This window comes from Thioalkalivibrio sp. ALJ12 (assembly GCF_000378305.1).
Classification (GTDB): domain Bacteria; phylum Pseudomonadota; class Gammaproteobacteria; order Ectothiorhodospirales; family Ectothiorhodospiraceae; genus Thioalkalivibrio.
The window spans coordinates 95,854-114,669 of record NZ_KB899539.1; the positions used below are offsets into that span (position 1 = coordinate 95,854).

The 18,816-nt window shown below is 60.3% G+C and carries 11 protein-coding genes; all 11 read left to right on the plus strand.

Annotated features, from left to right (window positions below; genetic code table 11):
• Positions 1–315: hypothetical protein (locus F467_RS13810; protein WP_231366548.1), on the plus strand; the 315-nt coding region annotated here is incomplete at its 5' end.
• A gap of 49 nt (positions 316–364) precedes the next feature.
• On the plus strand, positions 365–1,993 hold the full coding sequence (locus F467_RS0107890; RefSeq protein ID WP_018139569.1) for a hypothetical protein: 1,629 nt from the start codon (positions 365–367) through the stop codon (positions 1,991–1,993).
• On the plus strand, positions 1,990–2,922 hold the full coding sequence (locus tag F467_RS0107895) for a glycosyltransferase family 2 protein (protein WP_018139570.1): 933 nt from the start codon (positions 1,990–1,992) through the stop codon (positions 2,920–2,922). The genes F467_RS0107890 and F467_RS0107895 overlap by 4 nt, the downstream gene beginning before the upstream one ends.
• 75 nt (positions 2,923–2,997) lie before the next feature.
• Positions 2,998–5,700 (plus strand): alginate lyase family protein, encoded by a 2,703-nt coding sequence (locus F467_RS0107900; RefSeq protein ID WP_018139571.1) that lies wholly within the window; start codon positions 2,998–3,000, stop codon positions 5,698–5,700.
• A gap of 212 nt (positions 5,701–5,912) precedes the next feature.
• Positions 5,913–10,322, plus strand: coding sequence for an FkbM family methyltransferase (locus F467_RS0107905; protein WP_018139572.1), 4,410 nt, complete (start codon positions 5,913–5,915; stop codon positions 10,320–10,322).
• Positions 10,323–10,780: 458 nt separating this feature from the next.
• Positions 10,781–11,497, plus strand: coding sequence for a hypothetical protein (locus tag F467_RS0107910; protein ID WP_231362275.1), 717 nt, complete (start codon positions 10,781–10,783; stop codon positions 11,495–11,497).
• A gap of 128 nt (positions 11,498–11,625) precedes the next feature.
• Positions 11,626–12,921: a glycosyltransferase family 29 protein gene (locus tag F467_RS13475; protein WP_196799689.1), complete on the plus strand. Its 1,296-nt coding sequence runs from the start codon at positions 11,626–11,628 to the stop codon at positions 12,919–12,921.
• Between the two features lie 107 nt (positions 12,922–13,028).
• On the plus strand, positions 13,029–13,754 hold the full coding sequence (locus F467_RS0107915; RefSeq protein WP_018139574.1) for a hypothetical protein: 726 nt from the start codon (positions 13,029–13,031) through the stop codon (positions 13,752–13,754).
• A 10-nt stretch (positions 13,755–13,764) separates the two neighbouring features.
• Positions 13,765–14,721: a hypothetical protein gene (locus F467_RS13675; protein WP_155987373.1), complete on the plus strand. Its 957-nt coding sequence runs from the start codon at positions 13,765–13,767 to the stop codon at positions 14,719–14,721.
• Between the two features lie 536 nt (positions 14,722–15,257).
• Complete coding sequence (locus F467_RS0107920) at positions 15,258–16,460, plus strand: glycosyltransferase family 4 protein (RefSeq protein ID WP_018139575.1); 1,203 nt, start codon at positions 15,258–15,260, stop codon at positions 16,458–16,460.
• A 29-nt stretch (positions 16,461–16,489) separates the two neighbouring features.
• Positions 16,490–18,784, plus strand: coding sequence for an alginate lyase family protein (locus tag F467_RS0107925; RefSeq protein ID WP_018139576.1), 2,295 nt, complete (start codon positions 16,490–16,492; stop codon positions 18,782–18,784).
• Positions 18,785–18,816 lie beyond the last annotated feature (32 nt).

Consider the following 18,816-nt stretch of genomic DNA (forward strand, 5'->3'; position numbering starts at 1 on the left):
CCCGCCGGTAGGAGCGCAGCCCTCTGCGCGATGGGGTGGTGGGTGATGCCGATCGGCCGGCGTCGGTTGATTTGGGACTTTGGTGGCACCATTTGCATGAGCCGCGTCATCGCAGCCTGCTGTATTGCTGTTGATATCCGTGACCGGGCCGACAAGATCGGGATTTTCGAGCTGTCAGGTGCCATGAGGGGCGTAGTATCCTTGTCTCCTTTTCGCACACAGGAGCCGAGCCCCCTCGACGATCCTGTCTCCTTGATCCCGGCAGCGGTTGAACAGCTTGATTCGCGACATTCTGGACAGCCTGAGATGGAATAGCCGCCTGGGAGCCAAGTTTTTCTGGGCCGTCCCAACGGCTACCAGTGGGGTGGTGCTGTTTACCCTGGTATCGCAGCTGTCCATGCTGCTCGCCTTTTTCCTTCCGCTGAAGGTCATCATCCTGCTGGGTTCGGACGGCATCCCGCGGTATTTCCCGCCGGCCTTCGAGCAGTTTGACCGCGATGCGCTGATCGTCTGGCTGAGTATTGCCACCGTCGCGTTCTACGCCCTGTATCTGGTGGCGGAACGGATCGTGGAGTTTGGCGGCGAGCGGGGTTCCCGGGCCCTGCTCGCGCGCAGCCGCAAGATGGTCCTGTTCGAGAACCAGGACGAGCTCGCCGCCCGCGCGTACAAGCGCCATGCCGAGGTGATTGCGGGCGCCGTGTTCCTGCTGCTGGCGGTGGTGGTTCTGTTCTGGCTGTATCCGGGTGTGGCGTTCCTTGTCTCCGGCTACCTGGCCCTGGTAACTGCGGTGCTCGTGAGCATGCTTGCCACGAACACGGGTTTCCGCAACCGTTTTCAGGAGAACCTGAACGCTTGGCTAAGCGTCCTTTCGGGTACGGGTTTCATGCTGGCCTTTGCCTACCTGGTCATCGACTTCCTGTATCTGGATCCACCGGGGCTGATCCCCGCCATCATCGCGTTGTTGTTGTCGCGCCAGAGCTTTGGGCGGCTGTCGAGTGTGGTCTCGGGGTTGGTGGGGCAGCACAGCCAGAAGGCCAAGCTGAGCGCGTTGTTCTTCCACTCGACTGCCTTCAGCCCGGAAGGGGACGACAAAAAGGAATCGATCTGGACGCTGCTGGCGCCAAAAGCCCGACGGGAATGGGTGCCGGACCTGGTCGCGGAAATGCTTGGCGAGACTGTGCCCGCCGAATTGGATATCCAGTGGTGGCAGACAGACGTTTCCAATGTGGGTGTCCTGCGCTGCGTCGTGCCAGGGCAGCGGAGCCTCTTCATCAAGCTGTTCGCGCCTGGGCGCGCCTCGTACGCCCAGCACGAAGCGACCTTGCTGGCGGATTCGCCAGAAGGCCTGCCCGGGCTGAAATGGGTCGGCGCCACGCAGGTTCGAGGCTTTCATTGCCACGTGCTTCAGGCTCCCGAAGAGCTTCCGGAACGCCAGGGCGATGCCTCCCGGGGAGTAGAGGAGATTCGCAAAGCCCTGCTCCTGGTGCGTCCGCCGCAGTCCCTGCTGACCCGTTACCAGCGTTCCCGGCTGATGCTCTGGCAGCGCCTGCACGAAGGCATGCTGGATCGCCTGCAGATCGCCGTAACCGATCCGGCAACACAGACGAAACTGGATGCGCTTCGCGCCCAGCTGCAAAACTGGCGCGACCAGCTTGCGGCGCTGCCTCCTGCGCTCACAACCGCTGGCATAGGGCCTGGCAACATCGTGCTGACCCGCTCGGGGCAGGCGTGCCTGATCCACTGGGGGCAATGGGTGATCGAACCCGCAGGGGCCTCCTGGCCGGGCAAGCCGAAAAGCCTGCAGGCACTCGAGGAGATGAGCGACGAGCTCCGCTGCCCGCACCGCGGTTTGATACTCGCCGCCTTGAGCTATGAGTTCGAACGGCTCTTCGACCGGCAGCGCTATGCCCGGGCGCTCAGACTGGTGCCGCGAATCGCCGGGCTGCTGACAGCGGAGCACGAGGCCGCGGTTCTTGAGGTTGAGCCGTCATGACCGGGGCTCCTGCCGTGACTGCAACCGACGTGACATGTCAGTGCGAGGGGAAGCAGCCAACCCGCCCGGCTTACTCCGTCATTGTGCCGGTCTATGATCACTGGTCGCTTGTACCCGAGCTGCTGGATTGCCTGCGAGCGCAGACCCTGCCGCAAGACGAGTTCGAAGTCATTCTGATCAACAACGGCTTGAAGGCCTTCACGGCGCCCAAAACGCTTCCCCGTAACGTTCGTATCCTGCAGTGCGACAGGCGGGGTTCCTACGCCGCCCGAAACGCCGGGGTGTCGGCAGCCGCCGGGGACTGGCTGGTATTCACGGATGCGGACTGCCGCCCGGTGCCCGAGTGGCTCGAAGCCATGAGAGACGCAAGCAGAAAAGAGCCCGGAAACGTTCTGCTGGCCGGCCCCGTCGAGATGTATGCGGACACTCTTCGGCCCAATGCCTACCAGATCTATGACCTGATTCGCGGCATCCCGCAGGAGCACTACGTGCGCCGCGGGTATGCCGCCACCGCCAACCTTCTGATTCCACGACCGGTTCTGGAGGAATTGGGTGGTTTCGACGCCACGCGATTTTCGGGTGGTGATGCTGATCTTTGCCGCCGCGCGGTTGCCCGCGGGTATCCCATCCGCTTTGTCCCCGAGGCGCTGGTGTACCACCCGGCCCGCGAGTCCTGGGAAGAAGTGGTAGCCAAGGCGCGTCGAATCAAGGGTGGACAGATCTTGTGCGGCTCGAGCACCTCACGCACGTACTGGGTGTTACGGACACTGCTTCCGCCCGTAGCCCTGTATTACCGGTATGCGCTGGCGAGCCAATACCCCGTCCGGTATCGGCTGGTCAGCCTGGCTGTTCAGTCCCGATTGTGGGGCCACGAACTGATGGAGACGCTGCGCCTGCTGATGCGCCTGTCGCGCCGTCAGCGGTCATAGGGCGCTCGGCGCAGCCCCGCCGCGCCGAGTCGGTGTATAACCCAAAGTAACAACCGCAAAAGGATTCGCCACACAATGCCGACAGAAGCTCATCCTTCCGGTCCAGCCGAACAAGGTGGCGGTTTCGTCTCCATCGAGAAGGCGATTCTTCTGGACGTGTGTCTCGGTGTGCCGCTGGGCTATGTCTGGTTTCGGGTTCCCGCCGCTTATGAGGCCGACGTCTCGCTGGTCAAGCCGGATACCTGTCTGTTTCGGGGTGAGCAGCTCGCGTTCATGAAAGACCGGTACGAAGCCGGTGATCCCGAGATCGGCCGGGCAGTGGACAGCCTGTGCGAAAAAGCCGACCAACTGCTGGAGCGTGGCCCCTTCTCGGTGACGAACAAGCAGGGGAGGCCCGCATCCGGCGACCCACACGACTACCACAGCCTGGCCAAATACTGGTGGCCCAACCCGGACACCCCCGATGGTCTGCCCTTCGTCCGGGAGGACGGGCGGATCAACCCGGACTGCTATTCCGACACCTACGACTTCTCCGAGCTAGAGGCATTTGCCGAGGCCGTACTCGCGCTTGCGCTGGCGGCCTTCCTGACCGGCGACCGGCGTTATGCGGACCAGGGGGCGCGCTTGCTGCGCGCATGGTGCGTGGATGAAGAAACCCGGCAGAACCCGCACTTCGAGTATGCGCAGTCTGTACCCGGCGAGAAGGATGGCGGCTGGCAGGGCATCATCGAGGCCCGGCGTCTGATCTACATCACCGAGTCGGCCCGGCTGCTGGAGGCGGCGGGTGGCCTTGCCGCGGACGACGTGCACCACATCCAGAAATGGTTTTCCGAGCTGCTGCAGTGGATGATGGAAAGCGAGTTCGGAAAGGCCGCCGCCAGCCGCAACAACAACATCGCCTTCTGGTGCGACCTGCAGCGGATGGTGTACGCCGACTTCTGTGGCAAGGACGACCTGGCGACCGGCATCGCCCGCGATGTCTCCATCCCGCGCCTGCAGGAGCAGATGCTGGAGGACGGCAGCCTGCCCGCGGAGCTGGAGCGCGCGTACCCCCAGGACTACGTGGCATTCACGGTCATGGCCATGGCGCTGATCAGCCGCGTGGGAGAGAAGCACGGGCTCCAGCTATGGGAACCGCAGGAGGCCGATGGCCACGGCTTTCGGGTGGCGCACGACTGGCTGCGCCGCGTGACCCGCAGCCATCACCTGCTGGAGAATCTGTGGCAGCCGGACGGCAACGCGCTGTCCGGCGCGGCGGCCGCGGACGGCGGCCAAACCACGCCGCACTGGGACGGCGAGCAAATCGCCCGGCTGGAGGATCTGGGCGTTCAGTTGCGATCCCTGGCGCATATCGCCCAGGCGCGCGGTCAGCAACTCGCGACCGAACGCAAACGTGCGGCCGAACAGACAGACGCGACCTTTCGCGACATCCGGGAAGCGCACGTCCGCGAACGCCAGGGCTTTCAGGCTCAGCTGGACGCGGCCACTGCCACCGGAAACCGCCATGCCGAACAGGCAGAGGCCCTTGAGCAGCAGCTCGCGGACACCCGCAAAGAGCTGGAACAGCTTCGCGCAGAGCACAAAGCCGCACTGGAGGAAACCGAAGCCTCCAAGCTGCAGGAACTGCAAGACCTCCAGGACGCGCACGAGAAGGAAAAGCGCTATCTGCGGGCCCAGATCGAGGCCGCCAACACCATGTGGGGCCACCACGGCGAACAAGAGTCCGAGCTGAAGCACAAACTCGGGGAGCTGCGCAACGAGCTCAATGCCAGCCGCAAGGAGTGCGCCGATGCTCGCAAGGCGCTCAAAAACGCCCAGGAACGGCTGGAGGAGGCCCGCACGGAGCATCAGCAGTCCATCGAGGCGGCCGAGGCAGACAAGCAGCGGGAGCTTCAGGAATACCGGGATGCACACGAACGGGAGAAGCACTACCTGCAGGCCCAGATCGAGGCCGCCAACACGATGTGGGAGCGCAATGCCGAGCAGGAAAACGAGCTCAAACGGCAACTCCGGGATGCGCGCAAGCAACTGACCGAGCTGCGCAGCCGCCCGCCTGCCCCGGCCGAGCCCGGCCGCCAGGAGCCGGCCGAGGCCGATAGCCTGCAACAGGAGCATGAGAGGCAGCTGCAGTACCTGCAGGCGCAGCTGGATACCGCCAACGCGATGTGGGGGTGGTATGCCGCTCGCGCGGGCGATGCGGGCCCATCGGCCGATACTGTGGTGGCTCCGTCCACCGTCCACAATGACGCGGCCCCGGCAGGCCAGGGTGACGCGGCAGCGCCCCGGCGTGCGAAGCCGGCAAGTGCGAAGCAAGACGCCAAGCAAATCGCCAGGGCGAAAAAGGACCGCCGGGAGCGCGCACGCCACTACCTGGAAATGGTCCGCTATGCGGAGAAACTGGAAAAGCAGTACACCGCCCTGTTAAGCAGCCGGTCCTGGCGTACGCCCGGTGCGGGCCGGGTGCTCCATCGGCGGCTCAAGGGGCTGGTCGGTGGCCGGGTGCCCGGGCACAACCAGTGGCCTTCGCGCCCCGACGCGATGAACGCGGAATACGCCCGTTTAGGGCGGGACGAGCTCGCCAGGCGGATCACCGAAGGCGATATCCAGGCCATCCGTCGCTACGCCCTGGCGCTGGAAAAAAAGATCACCGCCCTGGTGAACTCCACGAGCTGGAAGGTAATGGCGCCGGTTCGGATAGCCGGCCGGGCCTATCGTCGGGTTATCATGCGCCGGCCAGCCGACCGCACGCGGCTGCCCAAACGACCCAAACGCTTCTGAACTGAGCTGGATCAATAGGTCCCATTGTGCCTGGCCCCATGGTTTCCGGGGTCATGCCTCGGTACGTGCGGACTACGGGCACGCCGGGCGCCGTGGGGAGACCGGCTTGGCACGATTTGCATACCTGGTTGCGCAAGTGTTACTGCGTGCCCGTACCCACTGATGAAAGGGTTTTTTACAGCCCCCGAACGGATTGAACGAGCAACAGAACCATGGACCTGGATAGCCTTCCTGACGAACTGAAAGCCCTGTACGCCCACCGCTGCCCGGCGGATGCGGAGCGGAAAGCTGCCTACGAGGCTTCGCCACTGAGTGAAGAGGCGGACACCTTTGTGCTGTACCGCATCATCGGTAACGACCTCTACCCGCGCCATGCCAAGGGCCAGTCGCGTCAGAACGTGCGCTTCATCCTGGAAAACGAGCCCGAGCTGGCAGGCTGCGAAAAGCGCTGGGTGCTCAACCGCATCTTCGATGCCGGCGAACGCCAGGCGATTATTGAACTGCTGGAGCAGCACGGCCAGTCGTACCTGGAGATCCCGTTCGACGCCGCGGCGTTCGCGCAGATCGGGTGGGACTACTCCGCCTATCCGGAGCCGGGCTTCCTCAGTTCCGCGGCCTTTCACAATCTGGAGCCGCTGCAGCAGGATCGAGTGCTCACCGCGGCCTACCGGAAGAAGAACCTTTACCTGATGAACAACAACGGGGCGCGCAATGCCGCGCTGGAGGACGGGCGCGGCCGCGCCAAATGGGTGCTGCCCTGGGATGGCAACTGTTTCGTCACCCCCTCCGCCTGGGATTCCATCCGCTCGGCCGTGCGCGCCGCGCCGTACCTGCCGTATTTCGCCGTGCCCATGCAGCGCATCACGGATAATGCCGAGCTGCTGCGGGACAACTTTAGCCCCAGTCCGGTGGAAGAGCCGCAGCTGCTGTTCCGTCGCGATGCCCGCGAACGCTTTGGCGAAAACCACCCCTACGGTCGACGCCCCAAGGTGGAACTCTTCTGGCGCCTGGGCATCCCGGGCAAATGGGATCGCTGGAAAGATGCCTCCTGGGACCAGCCGCGAGCCGAGCCTTCACCCGAGGCCGGTGCCTGGGGCGTGGCCGGCTGGGTGGCGCGCCTTGCCAGCGGAAAGGCCCATCTCGAGGCCTCTACAAACGAGAGCTTTCAGAATCGTGGTGTAGAGCGCCAGAAGGCGATTCGTGCCGCCATCAACCATGTGACGCGGCAAGTCTCCGCGCAGCCCGATCCCATCGGTCTGACCAGCTACCGTTTTGAAGCGATCGAAGCCCTGCGCGCCGAGTACCAGGAGCAGAGCGAGGCCGGCCCCCGGGCCGGGCTGTTGCAAACCCTGCTGCAGAATGCGGCGGATGCGCTGGAACGCCAGCCGGAATCGCCGGTGGACAAACCCGAGCCGGGCCCCTCCGGCGACCCGCAGGACTACTACCACCCCGCGCCCTACTGGTGGCCCAACCCGGACACGAAGGATGGCCTGCCCTACGTGCGGCGCGACGGTGAACGTGTGCCCGGTACCCGCATGTACGAGCCTGAGAGCCACCGCTACGACCGCACCCGGCTGCAGCGGCTGTTCGACGACACCACGACCCTGGCCCTGGCCGCCTTCGTGACCGGAGACCAGCGCCACGCCACTCATGCCGTTCGCTGGCTGGAGCGCTGGTTCATCGACCCGGCCACGCGCATGAACCCGCATCTCACTTACGCGCAGGTGCGTTGGGGCCGAAACGGGAACCGCGGTGCACAGACCGGCATCATCGAGATGAAGGACCTGTATTACGCCCTGGATGCCGTGCGCCTGTTGCACCATATCGGCGCGCTCTCCAGCGACCAACTGGAGCGCCTGCGCGCCTGGTTCCGCGACTATCTCGACTGGCTTCTCACCAGCGAGCAGGGCACAAAGGAAGCCCAGGCCCGAAACAACCACGGCACCTATTACGACCTGCAGGTGGCCGCGGTCGCCGCATTCCTGGACGAACACGATACCCTGTACGCCACGCTGGCCCGGGCCGAAGAGCGGATCCCGCTGCAGATCTCCCCGACCGGCATCCAGTACGAGGAGATGACCCGGACCATCACGGCCCATTACTGCTGCTTCACCCTGCAGGGCTGGCTGAACCTGCTGAACCTGGCCGCCCGTTTCGACGGCAGCTTTGTTGCGCGTGCCGCCGAACCCGACCATCCCTTACGCAAGGCCGTCGAGTGGCTGTTGGCGCACGAAGGCTTCCCGTGGCCTTATCCTCAGATCGACGAGTTCCATGATCTCCGCTTTTGGCCGTTGAAAGTTTTGGCAAAAGAACTAGGACTCGTGCTCGCCAAAATCTCGATTAACGAGCGTCCTGTGCGTGTCTCCTTCCCACCCCATGATGGGGTACAGGCCTACTGGCCGCTTTCCATTTCGTCCTTGCTAATTTCACGCCTCCCATCCACAAAGGTAAATACGCCATCGAACCACAGTGTCTTCGAAACGAAGTGCCGGAGACACAAACAAGACGAAAGATCGGCGATACCCCTGACAATTGCGTTTCCTCACCGTGGAGCAAAGAGGGTTCTTAAACCAAGCGGTTCTACAATCTCCATGATGCTACTAGCATCGGGCCTTCGTGCGGCTGGTATAAATGCTGTCGTCCTCTTGCACAAAGATGGAGCTTCTACCGCGGAGTGTTCTGGTGAGCTTCGTAAGACCGTTGGTCCGTGGGCAGAATACTGTAGTTCGTACGGCGTCCCTTGTTATACCGTCGATTCGCCCTATATGGGAAAGGATATGCCTTCTGATTCGGAGCAAGAGAAGAAAGTTCAAGAGTTTATCCCGGCATGGCGAAAAGCACTAAATACAATTGGGGTGGACGCCATACATACTAACGATGCCTCTATGCACTCGACTTGGGGCGTGCTTCTAGAACGATTGATGCTTCCTCACGTCTGGCATGAGCGTGGCTTATTCAAGCACAAGAGAGCTCACCTTATCCGGCAGGCTAGCGTAGTCCTCGCTATATCCGATTATGTACGTGGCCTAGCCGCAGAAGGCGAAAAAGAAAGGATCCTAGTAGTTGAGAATCCCGTCGATGTGCCGTCTGAGATCAATCCTGAAGAAGCTCACGCTCGCCTTCGGAGTGAGCTGGGACTTGAGTCAGGTGCGGTGGTTTTTGGCGCAGTCGCAAGTGCTAACCAAAGAAAGCGTTGGGATCGATTTGTCGAGCTCGCTCGACGCGTTTTTCTCGAATGGTCCTCTAGTAATCTGCGCTCGCCCGTTTATTTCGTGGCAATCGGGGGTGGGTGTGCAGAGGTGGCAAGAATCCTGCAATCCGAGAATTGTGGTGGAGAAAAACCATATAACATCGTTCTGGCCGGCTATCGGTCGCCTGCATTCGAGAGCATCGCAGGACTGGATTGCCTGTTGGCACTAGCGGACGAAGAACCGCTTGGGCGAACCTTGGTCGAGGCGGGCCAGTTAGGTGTCCCAGTCTTCGCGAATAAATCTGGTGGGCATGTCCATGTTCTTGAGCCTTACGCGCCGGACTGGTTATTTTCTCTTGATGATGGCCTGGACGATTTAATTAAAAGTTGTATAAGCCTTATCCGAGATCCCAATAAATTCAAGGAAAGGGCGACGCGGGAAGAATCTTCCTTAAAGCATCGGTTTAGTCCAAGTACCCATGTAAGGAACATTTTTGATATCTACAAAGAGCGCTTGGGGAATGGAAAAGGCTCTTCTGGGTCAGTCTTTAACAATATGTTAGCGAGGAAACATACCAATGATTGCTACGGTCAACTGGTGGGCCCTCAACCTGAGCGCGGCTTGGATGCGTTTGAGCATGGCACTGCCTTGATCGGTCGGAATGGATTCGAGGTTTTTGTTAATCCTGAGGATTCCCGGGTTGCAATGATGAAGAGAAAGGGCGGCCTGGGGCAGAAGGCCGTTTATAGGGTGTGGGATTGGGCGGCCCGAGAGAATTTCTCGACACATTTTCTGGATGTCGGAGCAAATTATGGGGAGATTGCGCTTGGCGTTCGTTACCCTGAGGGTGCTACGGTAAGGCTCTTCGAAGCGAATCCGGAATTGAGTGGATACTTGGAAACCTCTATCCGAAAACACCCAGATGGATTGAAGATGGCAAGATATATGGTTGCCATAGGAGATCAGGCGGGAACCGTGGAATTTGCAAAGAGTGAGCGATCGTCTGGTGTCTCTTCAGTTGTTTTTGATCGGAGCGAGGGAGAAGTAAAGGGATTTGAGGTAATTGAAGTTCCCATTGCCCGTTTGAGTGATTTGGCGCAATCATGTATGTGGTCGGATGATAGCGCTGTCTTGAAAATTGATGTGGAAGGGGCGGAGGTGGATGTTCTAAGCGGTGCATGCGATTGGCTGGAGAGGATGGAGAACTATCTTGCGATTATTGAGTTTAATCCGGAATGCATGAGGAAGGCGAGAGGCTCGTTGGAGAAATTTATTGGCGACATAGAGGAATTTGGAGAGTTGTTCGAAGTTTCTGGGAGTGGGCTTATTCCGTTTAGGGCCGAGAAGTTTCTGGCAGATGAGAAGAATCGGGATGTCGTTTTGGTGTCTGGGGCGGATTGGCTTGATCGTATCTCGCGCGCTCGATTATAGTGGCCGTATCCTATTATTGTTGTGCATAATTGAGGAGTTACCTGTCACGTCCCGGATGATTGCATTGATGCGACGCGACGTGCATTGTTTATAGGGGCGGGGTGATGGGAGACTTCTTGGGGAGCTAAACAGGTTCGCCTGATGGAGATCCGATTACACAAGAGCGGCACGACTACGCCGACCGTGTTAAAGGGGGCGGATTTAGTTTTCACTTGAATAGATGGGGTTCGGTGGCGCGACACGATGAAATGCAAAAAGTGTATGAGTGGTAGCGGTGCTGCAGGGGCGCAACGTTGCCTGGAGTGAAATATCTGCGTGCGAGAGTTATCGGCATAGGGGGCTGCATCAGGCGTTGGTTCAATATAGTCGGGCAGTCGCGGTTTGCCAGGGGTTGGGCATCCGATGGGGGCGTGCCGGGCGGGATGTATGCGGCGGTACTGTTCTTGACTGTGGGAGTCGTGAGTAGCCCTGCGGCGGCGGATAGCGAGGCGGTGCTTGAAACGCTGGATGGCCTGATGGCCGAGGTGGTCGAGCAGGGCCCGGAGGCGGAGCTGGACGGCGAGCCGGTGTTTACCGGGCGGGACCGTTTCCTGCCGGGCAAGGTGGCTCTGGGGTTTGGCTGGTTGCTGTGGGCAGACGAGGCTCCGGACGGGGAGGCGTTCGATGCGCGCCTGGGGCAGTATCGAACGCTGCTGGAGTGGACGCAGGATGAGCCGAATCGGAGCTGGGGGATCTATTACTCGCTGAGCGCGCTGAACCGGCTGCGCCAGGCAGGGCTGCTGGAGGACGCAGTGCCGGCGGAGGTGCTGAAGCAGATGCGCGCCGATCTGGACTGGCGGGGGCTCGTGGATGCGGAAACCTACGAGCTGAAGCGCTACCCGGCGAACTATTACGGGGTGGCGTTCAGCATCGCCCGCTTGCGGGCGACACTGGGATGGGACGATCCCGAGCATTCGGATGCGTTGCTGGAACGCAAGGTGCGGCACGACACGGAACACGCCGGAGATTCGGGCTTCTCGGACGAGGCGACCGATGGCGAAGGCCGTGTCGACCGACACAGCGTGGTGTTGTCGGCCGAGATGGCGCAGCGCTTTCGCGAGACCCGAACACCCCTGGACGATTGGGTGCGGCACCGGCTGGAGCGTTCGGGCGGGTTGGTGCTTGCAGATCCCTAGGGTACGCGGAAACCTGTTCATGAGCTGCGTAAGCTGAACCGAGACCTGGGTGAAATGCGATTATGTATAACGACGTAAAGGCGGACCTGCACGCGGCTGCGGACTCTTTCCTACAATATCGAGAAGGAATGTCAACCTCACGCCTCTACAAAGTTTTCGCGGACCTAGTGGCAAATGAAAGGCTGTGGTTCGGTACTGGCCTTTGTCCAGGTTCTAGAACAGACGTCCCTTTTGTATCCTTTGAGCGTGCGTGTAGATCGGAGGGTTCGTGTATCGAGATCGCGGAAAAGATCATCGGCGTTCGGCATGACCATGCTGGGCGCGGCGCGGTTCTTTTTGTGTTGGCAGCGCGTGCCATTCTTGCTCACAACAAGCCGGAATTAGCGGATCATTTAATTACTCGATGGAATGAATCGTGCGGGACGCCGCACAACGCCGATATTGACCGACTGTTCTTGCGGATCCGATGCCGTGTATGTGATTCCGAGACAGACAACATTTTCTACAAGCTATTGCAATTGAGGCCTCCAACGTTGGGCGACATTGTAGTGGAGTGGGTTTCCCACAAGTGGCGTTACGAAGGTCCCACCGAGAGTCTTTTCCAGTTTTTGTTTGACGTAATGGAGGACGAAAGGCTCCGAAACAAGCGGATGTTAGCCTTGGCTGTTGCGCTTGCTTTTCGTCTGGACTCACATTGGGGCGTTGATGCTGTGCTTTCAGCAAGTCCGGTCGCGGAATCACTGTACGATAAAGTCCTTCCCCTCGCTGCATATTTGGGCAGTCAAGGGAGAGCGACTCAAGAGACGCGACCGTTTGCTGATTTGAGCGAATCAATCGCCCAGACGAGTACCCATATGGAACAGCTCGTTAGTGAACGGGAACGAAGTATTGCTATTGTGGGAAACTCGGGGATAGAGCTGGGCCAAGGGAAAGGTGAGCTTGTCGATGGGCACGAAGAAGTGGTCCGTTTTAATTGTTTTAGCATGGACGGAAGATTTAAAAAAGACTATGGCGAAAAGTTCACCATCCATGCGCGCGGAGCACGTAATGAAAATGCTATGAATGCACGCAGCGAGATGGCGCGTTTAGCCGTTATTTGCTCTTACGATTTCGTTAATGTGCCGAGGGATTGGAAGCCCTTTGTTAAGCTATCCCTAACGGGCGCTAGGTTGGCCTGCCTTCCGGTAGGGTTTCATTTGCCAATTCAAAGAAAGTTAAACGCGGATCCAAGCATGGGGTTGGCATTTAGCGCCTATCTCAAGAGTGTGAGAGGTGAATTGCGCCGAGAATCCTGTTTTGGCTTCGGGTTTGTGGATCAGATAGGCGCCGGCGCGGCCTCTGCACATTATTTTGAGGACGCCAGACCAGCGTTGACCCATCGCTGGGAAAAAGAGCAGGAACTGTTTGTCTCCATGCTCTCATAGGAAGGGTCTAGAGTGCGTAATGTTTTCGGTAACTTATTAACGAACGCTTCAGGTTCAGTTGCCTTTCGATACCGTCAGTACTCGTAACTCCAGACGTTGGAGGTACCATGATTGCTTCGTTTTTAAGGAATTTCGTGTTTATCAAGACCAGAAAAACAGCGGGTACTAGCGTCGAGATTGTTCTTTCGCCGTTTTGCGCGGGCGACGATATCGTGTCGCCAATGGTTCCCGAGGACGAGCTGTTGCGGGCCGAGTGGGGAGGTCTCCCCATGAATTATTGTGAGCGGGCTAGCGAAGAGCAAGCCTACCGGAATGCAATAATCGAGGGCGACATGGGGTTGGTGGGCAAGATTCATCGCGAGCAGAGAAAAAGACTCCGTGCGAACGGCTACTACGGTCATATGCCCGCCGAGAGCGTTGCTGCGAAACTTCCCGAGCTCTGGGAGAATGCGCTCACGTTTACCGTCGAACGACACCCTTATGAAAAGGTCGTTTCTAGGGCGTACTGGTGGACACGGTCAAGGAACGATGATCGGAATATTGATGATATCATAGAGGACGTTATAGCTGATCCGCGTTTAAGCGATAAATACCTGTATGCCAGGGGCGATAGAATTCTGGTAGACCGTGTCATTATGTTTGATCGCTTGTGGGAAGAAGTTTCAGAGATAATCACCGCTTTTGGAGGGTCGGTATCACAACGAAGGCCGGCGGCCAAGGGATACACGCGCAAAGATCGGAGGTCCGCAGCGGAGATTCTAAGTGACTCGCAGAAACGAAGGGTGCGGGACAGATGCGCGTTTGAATTTGAGGTCTTTGAATTCGCTAGGTGAGGGGAATGATATGCGTCTGGTTCTGCATGCCGGAACTCATAAAACGGCTACAACATCGCTTCAAAGAGCGTTGCATGACAATGTGTCATGGCTTCGGACTTCCGGGGTGGAATATGCGCAGTTTTCGGATTGTAAGCGGAGCCACAATATGTTGGCCCATCGATTGGCGCAAGTGCTGCCAGCGGAAGTGGCGGATGTGCAACAAGAGATCATCAGGCAAGCGGAACGCGCAGATGTACTAGTTTTAAGTGCCGAGGAGTTTTCGGTGAGGGCGCTGGGTAAAGAGCACTGGCATGGTTTCGGTCGGGAGGATCATCGTGAAAAGAGGCTTCGTTACCTGGACCGGTTGGCGATGCTGGCCGATTCGTTTGATGATGTGTCGGTATACGTGTGCTTCCGTGAGCGGGAGCAATATGCGAAATCGCTCTACGCGACCAATCTGTTAAGCGGGCTTTTTAATTGGTCTTTGGACGAGTTTGTTTCGCGATGTGTGTCTATATTTGATTACGAGACTACGATCAAGGACTTTCGCGAGAGGTTTTCGAATGTGAATGTTGCTCGCTTTGAGGATGTGCGAAAAGGCAACGTAGTGAGTTGGTATTGCGATTGGTTTGGCATTCCTTGTCCGCCGGGTAGTCATCGGGTCGAAAAGGTCACTCCCGATTCACGGTTGGTAATGTGGGTCTACGAGCGCTCTAGAGATGGGGAGGCGGAAGCGCAGCGGTTAAGGGGGCGTTTTGCACGTTCAAAGTATGCGAAGGGGTTGTTTAGCGAGAATGGGGGCTGCACGCTTTGGTTGCGGGAGGATGAGCGCGTGCGGTTTCTTAGCAGTTTTCCGGTTTGGGAGGACGAGGCGAGTATATCGCGGAATGGTTGGGCTACTCGGTACGTCACCGAGGCGGAATTGAAGTGTATTGATGAGTCATTTGAAAGGTGGTGTTCGGGAAGTTCGCGATCCGCTCGATGATTGGTGACCCGAGAAGGCTTGGAGATGTCGCGGTGGTGATGAGGGCCTCGCGTTCGTGGTGCTGTGAACGTCCGGTGTATGCGCTTGTGGGTCCGTTTGTGAATGCAACGTGGCTGGTGTTCGGTTTGCAGGGCTTTGGCGGTCCGGCTGCGGCGGGCGATGCGGGGCGGGGGCCGGGGAGGACCGGCGCGCTGGGGCGAATCGGCAGTGGCGAGAGGGCGTGACCTTGCCCTTTGCGCCATTGGATAAGGGGCGATGGACGGGCTTTGAGTCCCCCAGGGCAGGTAGCAACCGCATAAGAGAGCGTGCGCGGTTTCGAAGTGCTCGGGGTGGATTCCTGAGTCTTTTCCGATGTCTCTGGCGACCCGCTCTACCGGAAGCCGCAGGGGACGAATGCAACCCGAAGTCGCTGCGAACGTGCGATGGGTGCGCCCGATTAGCACACGGTGGAATTGGGGTGGGGGTTTCCCTACGAGCATGCAGGGTGACAGGCCGAGCGTTGGCAGGTGAGACGGGCTTTGAAGAGTACAGGCCAAATGCACCCGTGGCAGTCCCGGACCAAGGATCGTGGGATCGTTGAACAGCCCATAGCTATCCTGCTGGATCCTGCCAAGACGAAAAGCGGGCGTTCGCGGTTCTTTTGCGATCTGGCGGGAATCCTGCGCGGGCTTGGGTATAGCGTTGGATTTGGTTATCCCGGCAGTGCCGTTCAGCGGCGTGAGTATCCGTATCCTCCAGAAGTTTTTGAGCGGACCCTGGAACGGCGCAGCACCACACCCGATGGTGGGGAGGGCTGGCTGAAGTGGGTGCCAGCCAAGTCTCATGTCATCACGCGCAGAAGCCTTTTCGCTGCGATTCATGATGCGGCCCTGGTCATCGTACCGGCGACGGTGGATGCCGAGATTGGGGCGGCAATCCGGTCCGCTCCGGAGTTCGCCGGTCGGTTGTTGTTGACCGATCACACGGGTTCGCGCTTGACGACGGGTACTGCCGAGGGCAGGCCTCTGGAGAGCTATCGGGCCTGGATGGATCTGGCGGATGGTGTGCATACGGTGAACGACGGGCTGGCCGAGATCGCCCGGCGCTACGGTGCGCGCCGCGTATTTACTATCCCGCCTGCAATCGACAACAGGGCGTTCGTCTCCCGCTGGCGTGTTGGTTTCGAGCGACTCCTGCCCCGTCGACGCGCGATTCTGGTACCGGGTGCTCTATCGGAATCCAAGGGCTGTGTGACAATGCTTCGCGCGTTTGCGGGTGTTAGCGCGCGGTATCCGAGCTGGCGTATGGAGTTTTTCGGCGAGGGACCCGAGCGATCGACCATGGAGACGCTCATTCGTGAGTGGAAGCTGGGCGATGTTGTACGTCTTCGCGGTTTTGATCCCGACCTTGTCACGCGCTACCGGGGTTACCCTATCGTGGCGTCGGCTACTGCGTTCGAGGCGTTTCCACTGGTTTTGACGGAAGCCATGGCGTCCGGTTGTATCGCCGTGTTTCCCGCTACGTCAGGCGGGCCGGCTGCGATTATTGGAAATGGGAACAACGGCCTGTTGGCGCAAACGGACAATGAGGCGGATGTGGCAGTGGCACTGATGGATGCGATCGAGCGATTCGAGTCGCGCTCAGGATCGTGGCGGGAGATGCAAGCACAGGCGATGAAATCTGCGCAGGTAGCCAAGCACTCGACGGTCACCGAAGCCTGGCGTGCGCAGCTAGGCGCACTGGGGTGCGGGGCAGAATGAACTGGCGCAGATCCGTTTCGCGGGCCGCGATGGCGGTCCGGTTTTCGCGTGCGTGGCCGTGGGTGCGTCCGGTGTATGCGCTGATGGGGCCGTTTGTCGATCTGAGGTCGCTGGTGTTCGGGTTGCAGGCCGGTGGCGGACCGGCGGCGTCGGCGATGCCGCGAGCGCGGGATCGGGGAGCACCGCCGCTCTGTGGCGAGCCGGCAGGGGGTGGCCGTGCGGATGCGCGGACAGGCAGCGACTTTGTGCTGTACCGGATCGTGGGCAATGACCTCTGGCCCCGGCACCGGGTGGGGCAGTCGCGGGAGAATGTGGCCTGGATCCTGGAGCATGAGCCGGAACTGGCCGGCTGCGAGAAGCGGTGGGTGGTCAATCGCATCGTGGATCCCGGCGAGGAGGAGGCGATCCTGCGGCTTCTGGAAGAGGCTGGGCAGCCGTATGTGCACATCCCGTTTCGCTGGGACGAGTACCGGGTGGTGGGCTGGGACGTGTGCGGGGTGCCGCCGGAGTACACGCCGGGGACGCGGGGCTTTCGCCAGCTTTCGGAGCTTATGCAGGGGCGGGTGCTGATGCGGCTGTATCGGCACAAGAACAACTATGTGATGAACAACAACGGGGCGCGCAACGCGGCGCTGCGGGATGGTCGCGGCCGAGCCGATTGGGTGTTGCCCTGGGACGGCAACTGCTTTGTAACGCGCGAGGCCTGGAGCGAGATCGTGGAGGGCGTGCGTGCGCGCTCGGAGCGGCCTTACCACATCGTGCCGATGGCGCGGATTACCCGAAACGAGGACCTGTTGAACGACGGCTTTCGCCCGGAGGCGCTGGAGGAGCCGCAGGTCGTCTTTCGCCGGGATGCGCAGGAGCGCTTCGACGAGGCGTTTTGCTATGGCCGCCGGCCGAAGGTCGAGCTGCTGTGGCGGCTGGGCGTGACGGGGCCGTGGGATGACTGGCCACAGGAGCCCTGGGACCTGGATTTCCCCGCGTTTGCGGCCGAGGCGGGTTGCTATACCGAGTGTGGCTGGGTGGCGCGGCTGTTCTCTGGCCGGGCGGAGCAGGAGGTTTCGAAAGGAGACGAGGCGTTCCAGAGCCGCGGACTTGCGCGGATCGAGGCCGTGGGGGCGATGCTGGAGCGTGTCGACGAGCTTGCCTTTGATGAGGGACGCGATCGGCTGGCGCTGTGCGTGTTCAACGAGGACCGGCTGAACGACGAAAGCCTGGCGCAGTCACTGCGCGAGCCGCTTCTGGCATACGCGGACGAGGCACTCGGGCGCGGGCCGTTCAGCGTGGTGGACAAGACGACACTGCCGCCCAGTGGCGATGGGCATGATTACTGGCATCCGGCGCCTTACTACTGGCCGCATCCGCTGCGTATTCCGGGCCTGCCGTATGTGATGCGGGACGGTGAACGGGTCCCGGGGACACGGTTGTACGAGCCGGAAAGTGATCGTTACGACCGCACGCGGCTGCAGCGCCTGTTCGACGATGGGCTGGTGCTGGCGATGGCGCACCACGCCACAGGAGACAAACGTTACGGCGAGCATGCGGCCAGGCTGGTGCGGCGCTGGTTCCTGGATGCCGACACGGCGATGCATCCGCACCTGGAATATGCGCAGGTGCGGCGGGGGCACAACCGGAATCGTGGTTCCAGTTCCGGCTTGATCGAATTCAAGGATCTTTACTACTTCCTGGATGGCGTGCGCCTGCTGCTACGGGGCGGCGTGCTGGGCGAGAGTGATCGCGCGAGGCTGGAAAACTGGATGGGCCGTTATCTCGACTGGCTGCGGACCAGTCCGCAGGGACTGGACGAGCGGGCATCGCAGAACAACCATGGCACCTACTATGACCTTCAGGTGGCCTCGATCGGGGCGTTTCTGGGGGAGTGGAAGGTCGTTCGCGAAACGCTGCGCGACAGCCGTTCGCGGATTCTGGGACAGTTCGCGCCCGATGGCAGCCTGCCCAAGGAGTTGGCGCGTACCACTTCGGCCCATTACGAGTGTTTTACGATCCAGGGCTGGATTCATCTGGCGCGGCTGGCCGAGTCCATTGGCGAGGATCTCTGGTCCTTCGAGGGGCCGGAAGGGCAGGGGCTGCGTCGAGGCATGGAGTGGCTGCTCGCGCACATGGGGAAGCCGTGGCCGTATCAGCAGATTGATGCGTTCGACGAGGCGCGCTTCCACCCGATTCTGTTCGCCTATCAGGAGAAGTACGGTGATCCACCGGTTGAGCTCGACGAGCTGCCAGCGCCCGGTGCGATTAAACCCGTGTTCTTCCCGCACGACGGGATCCCGCCATTCTGGCAGTACACGCTCAGATCAGACTCGTAATGTCGGATGGCCGAATGACGATGTAGCGGTCG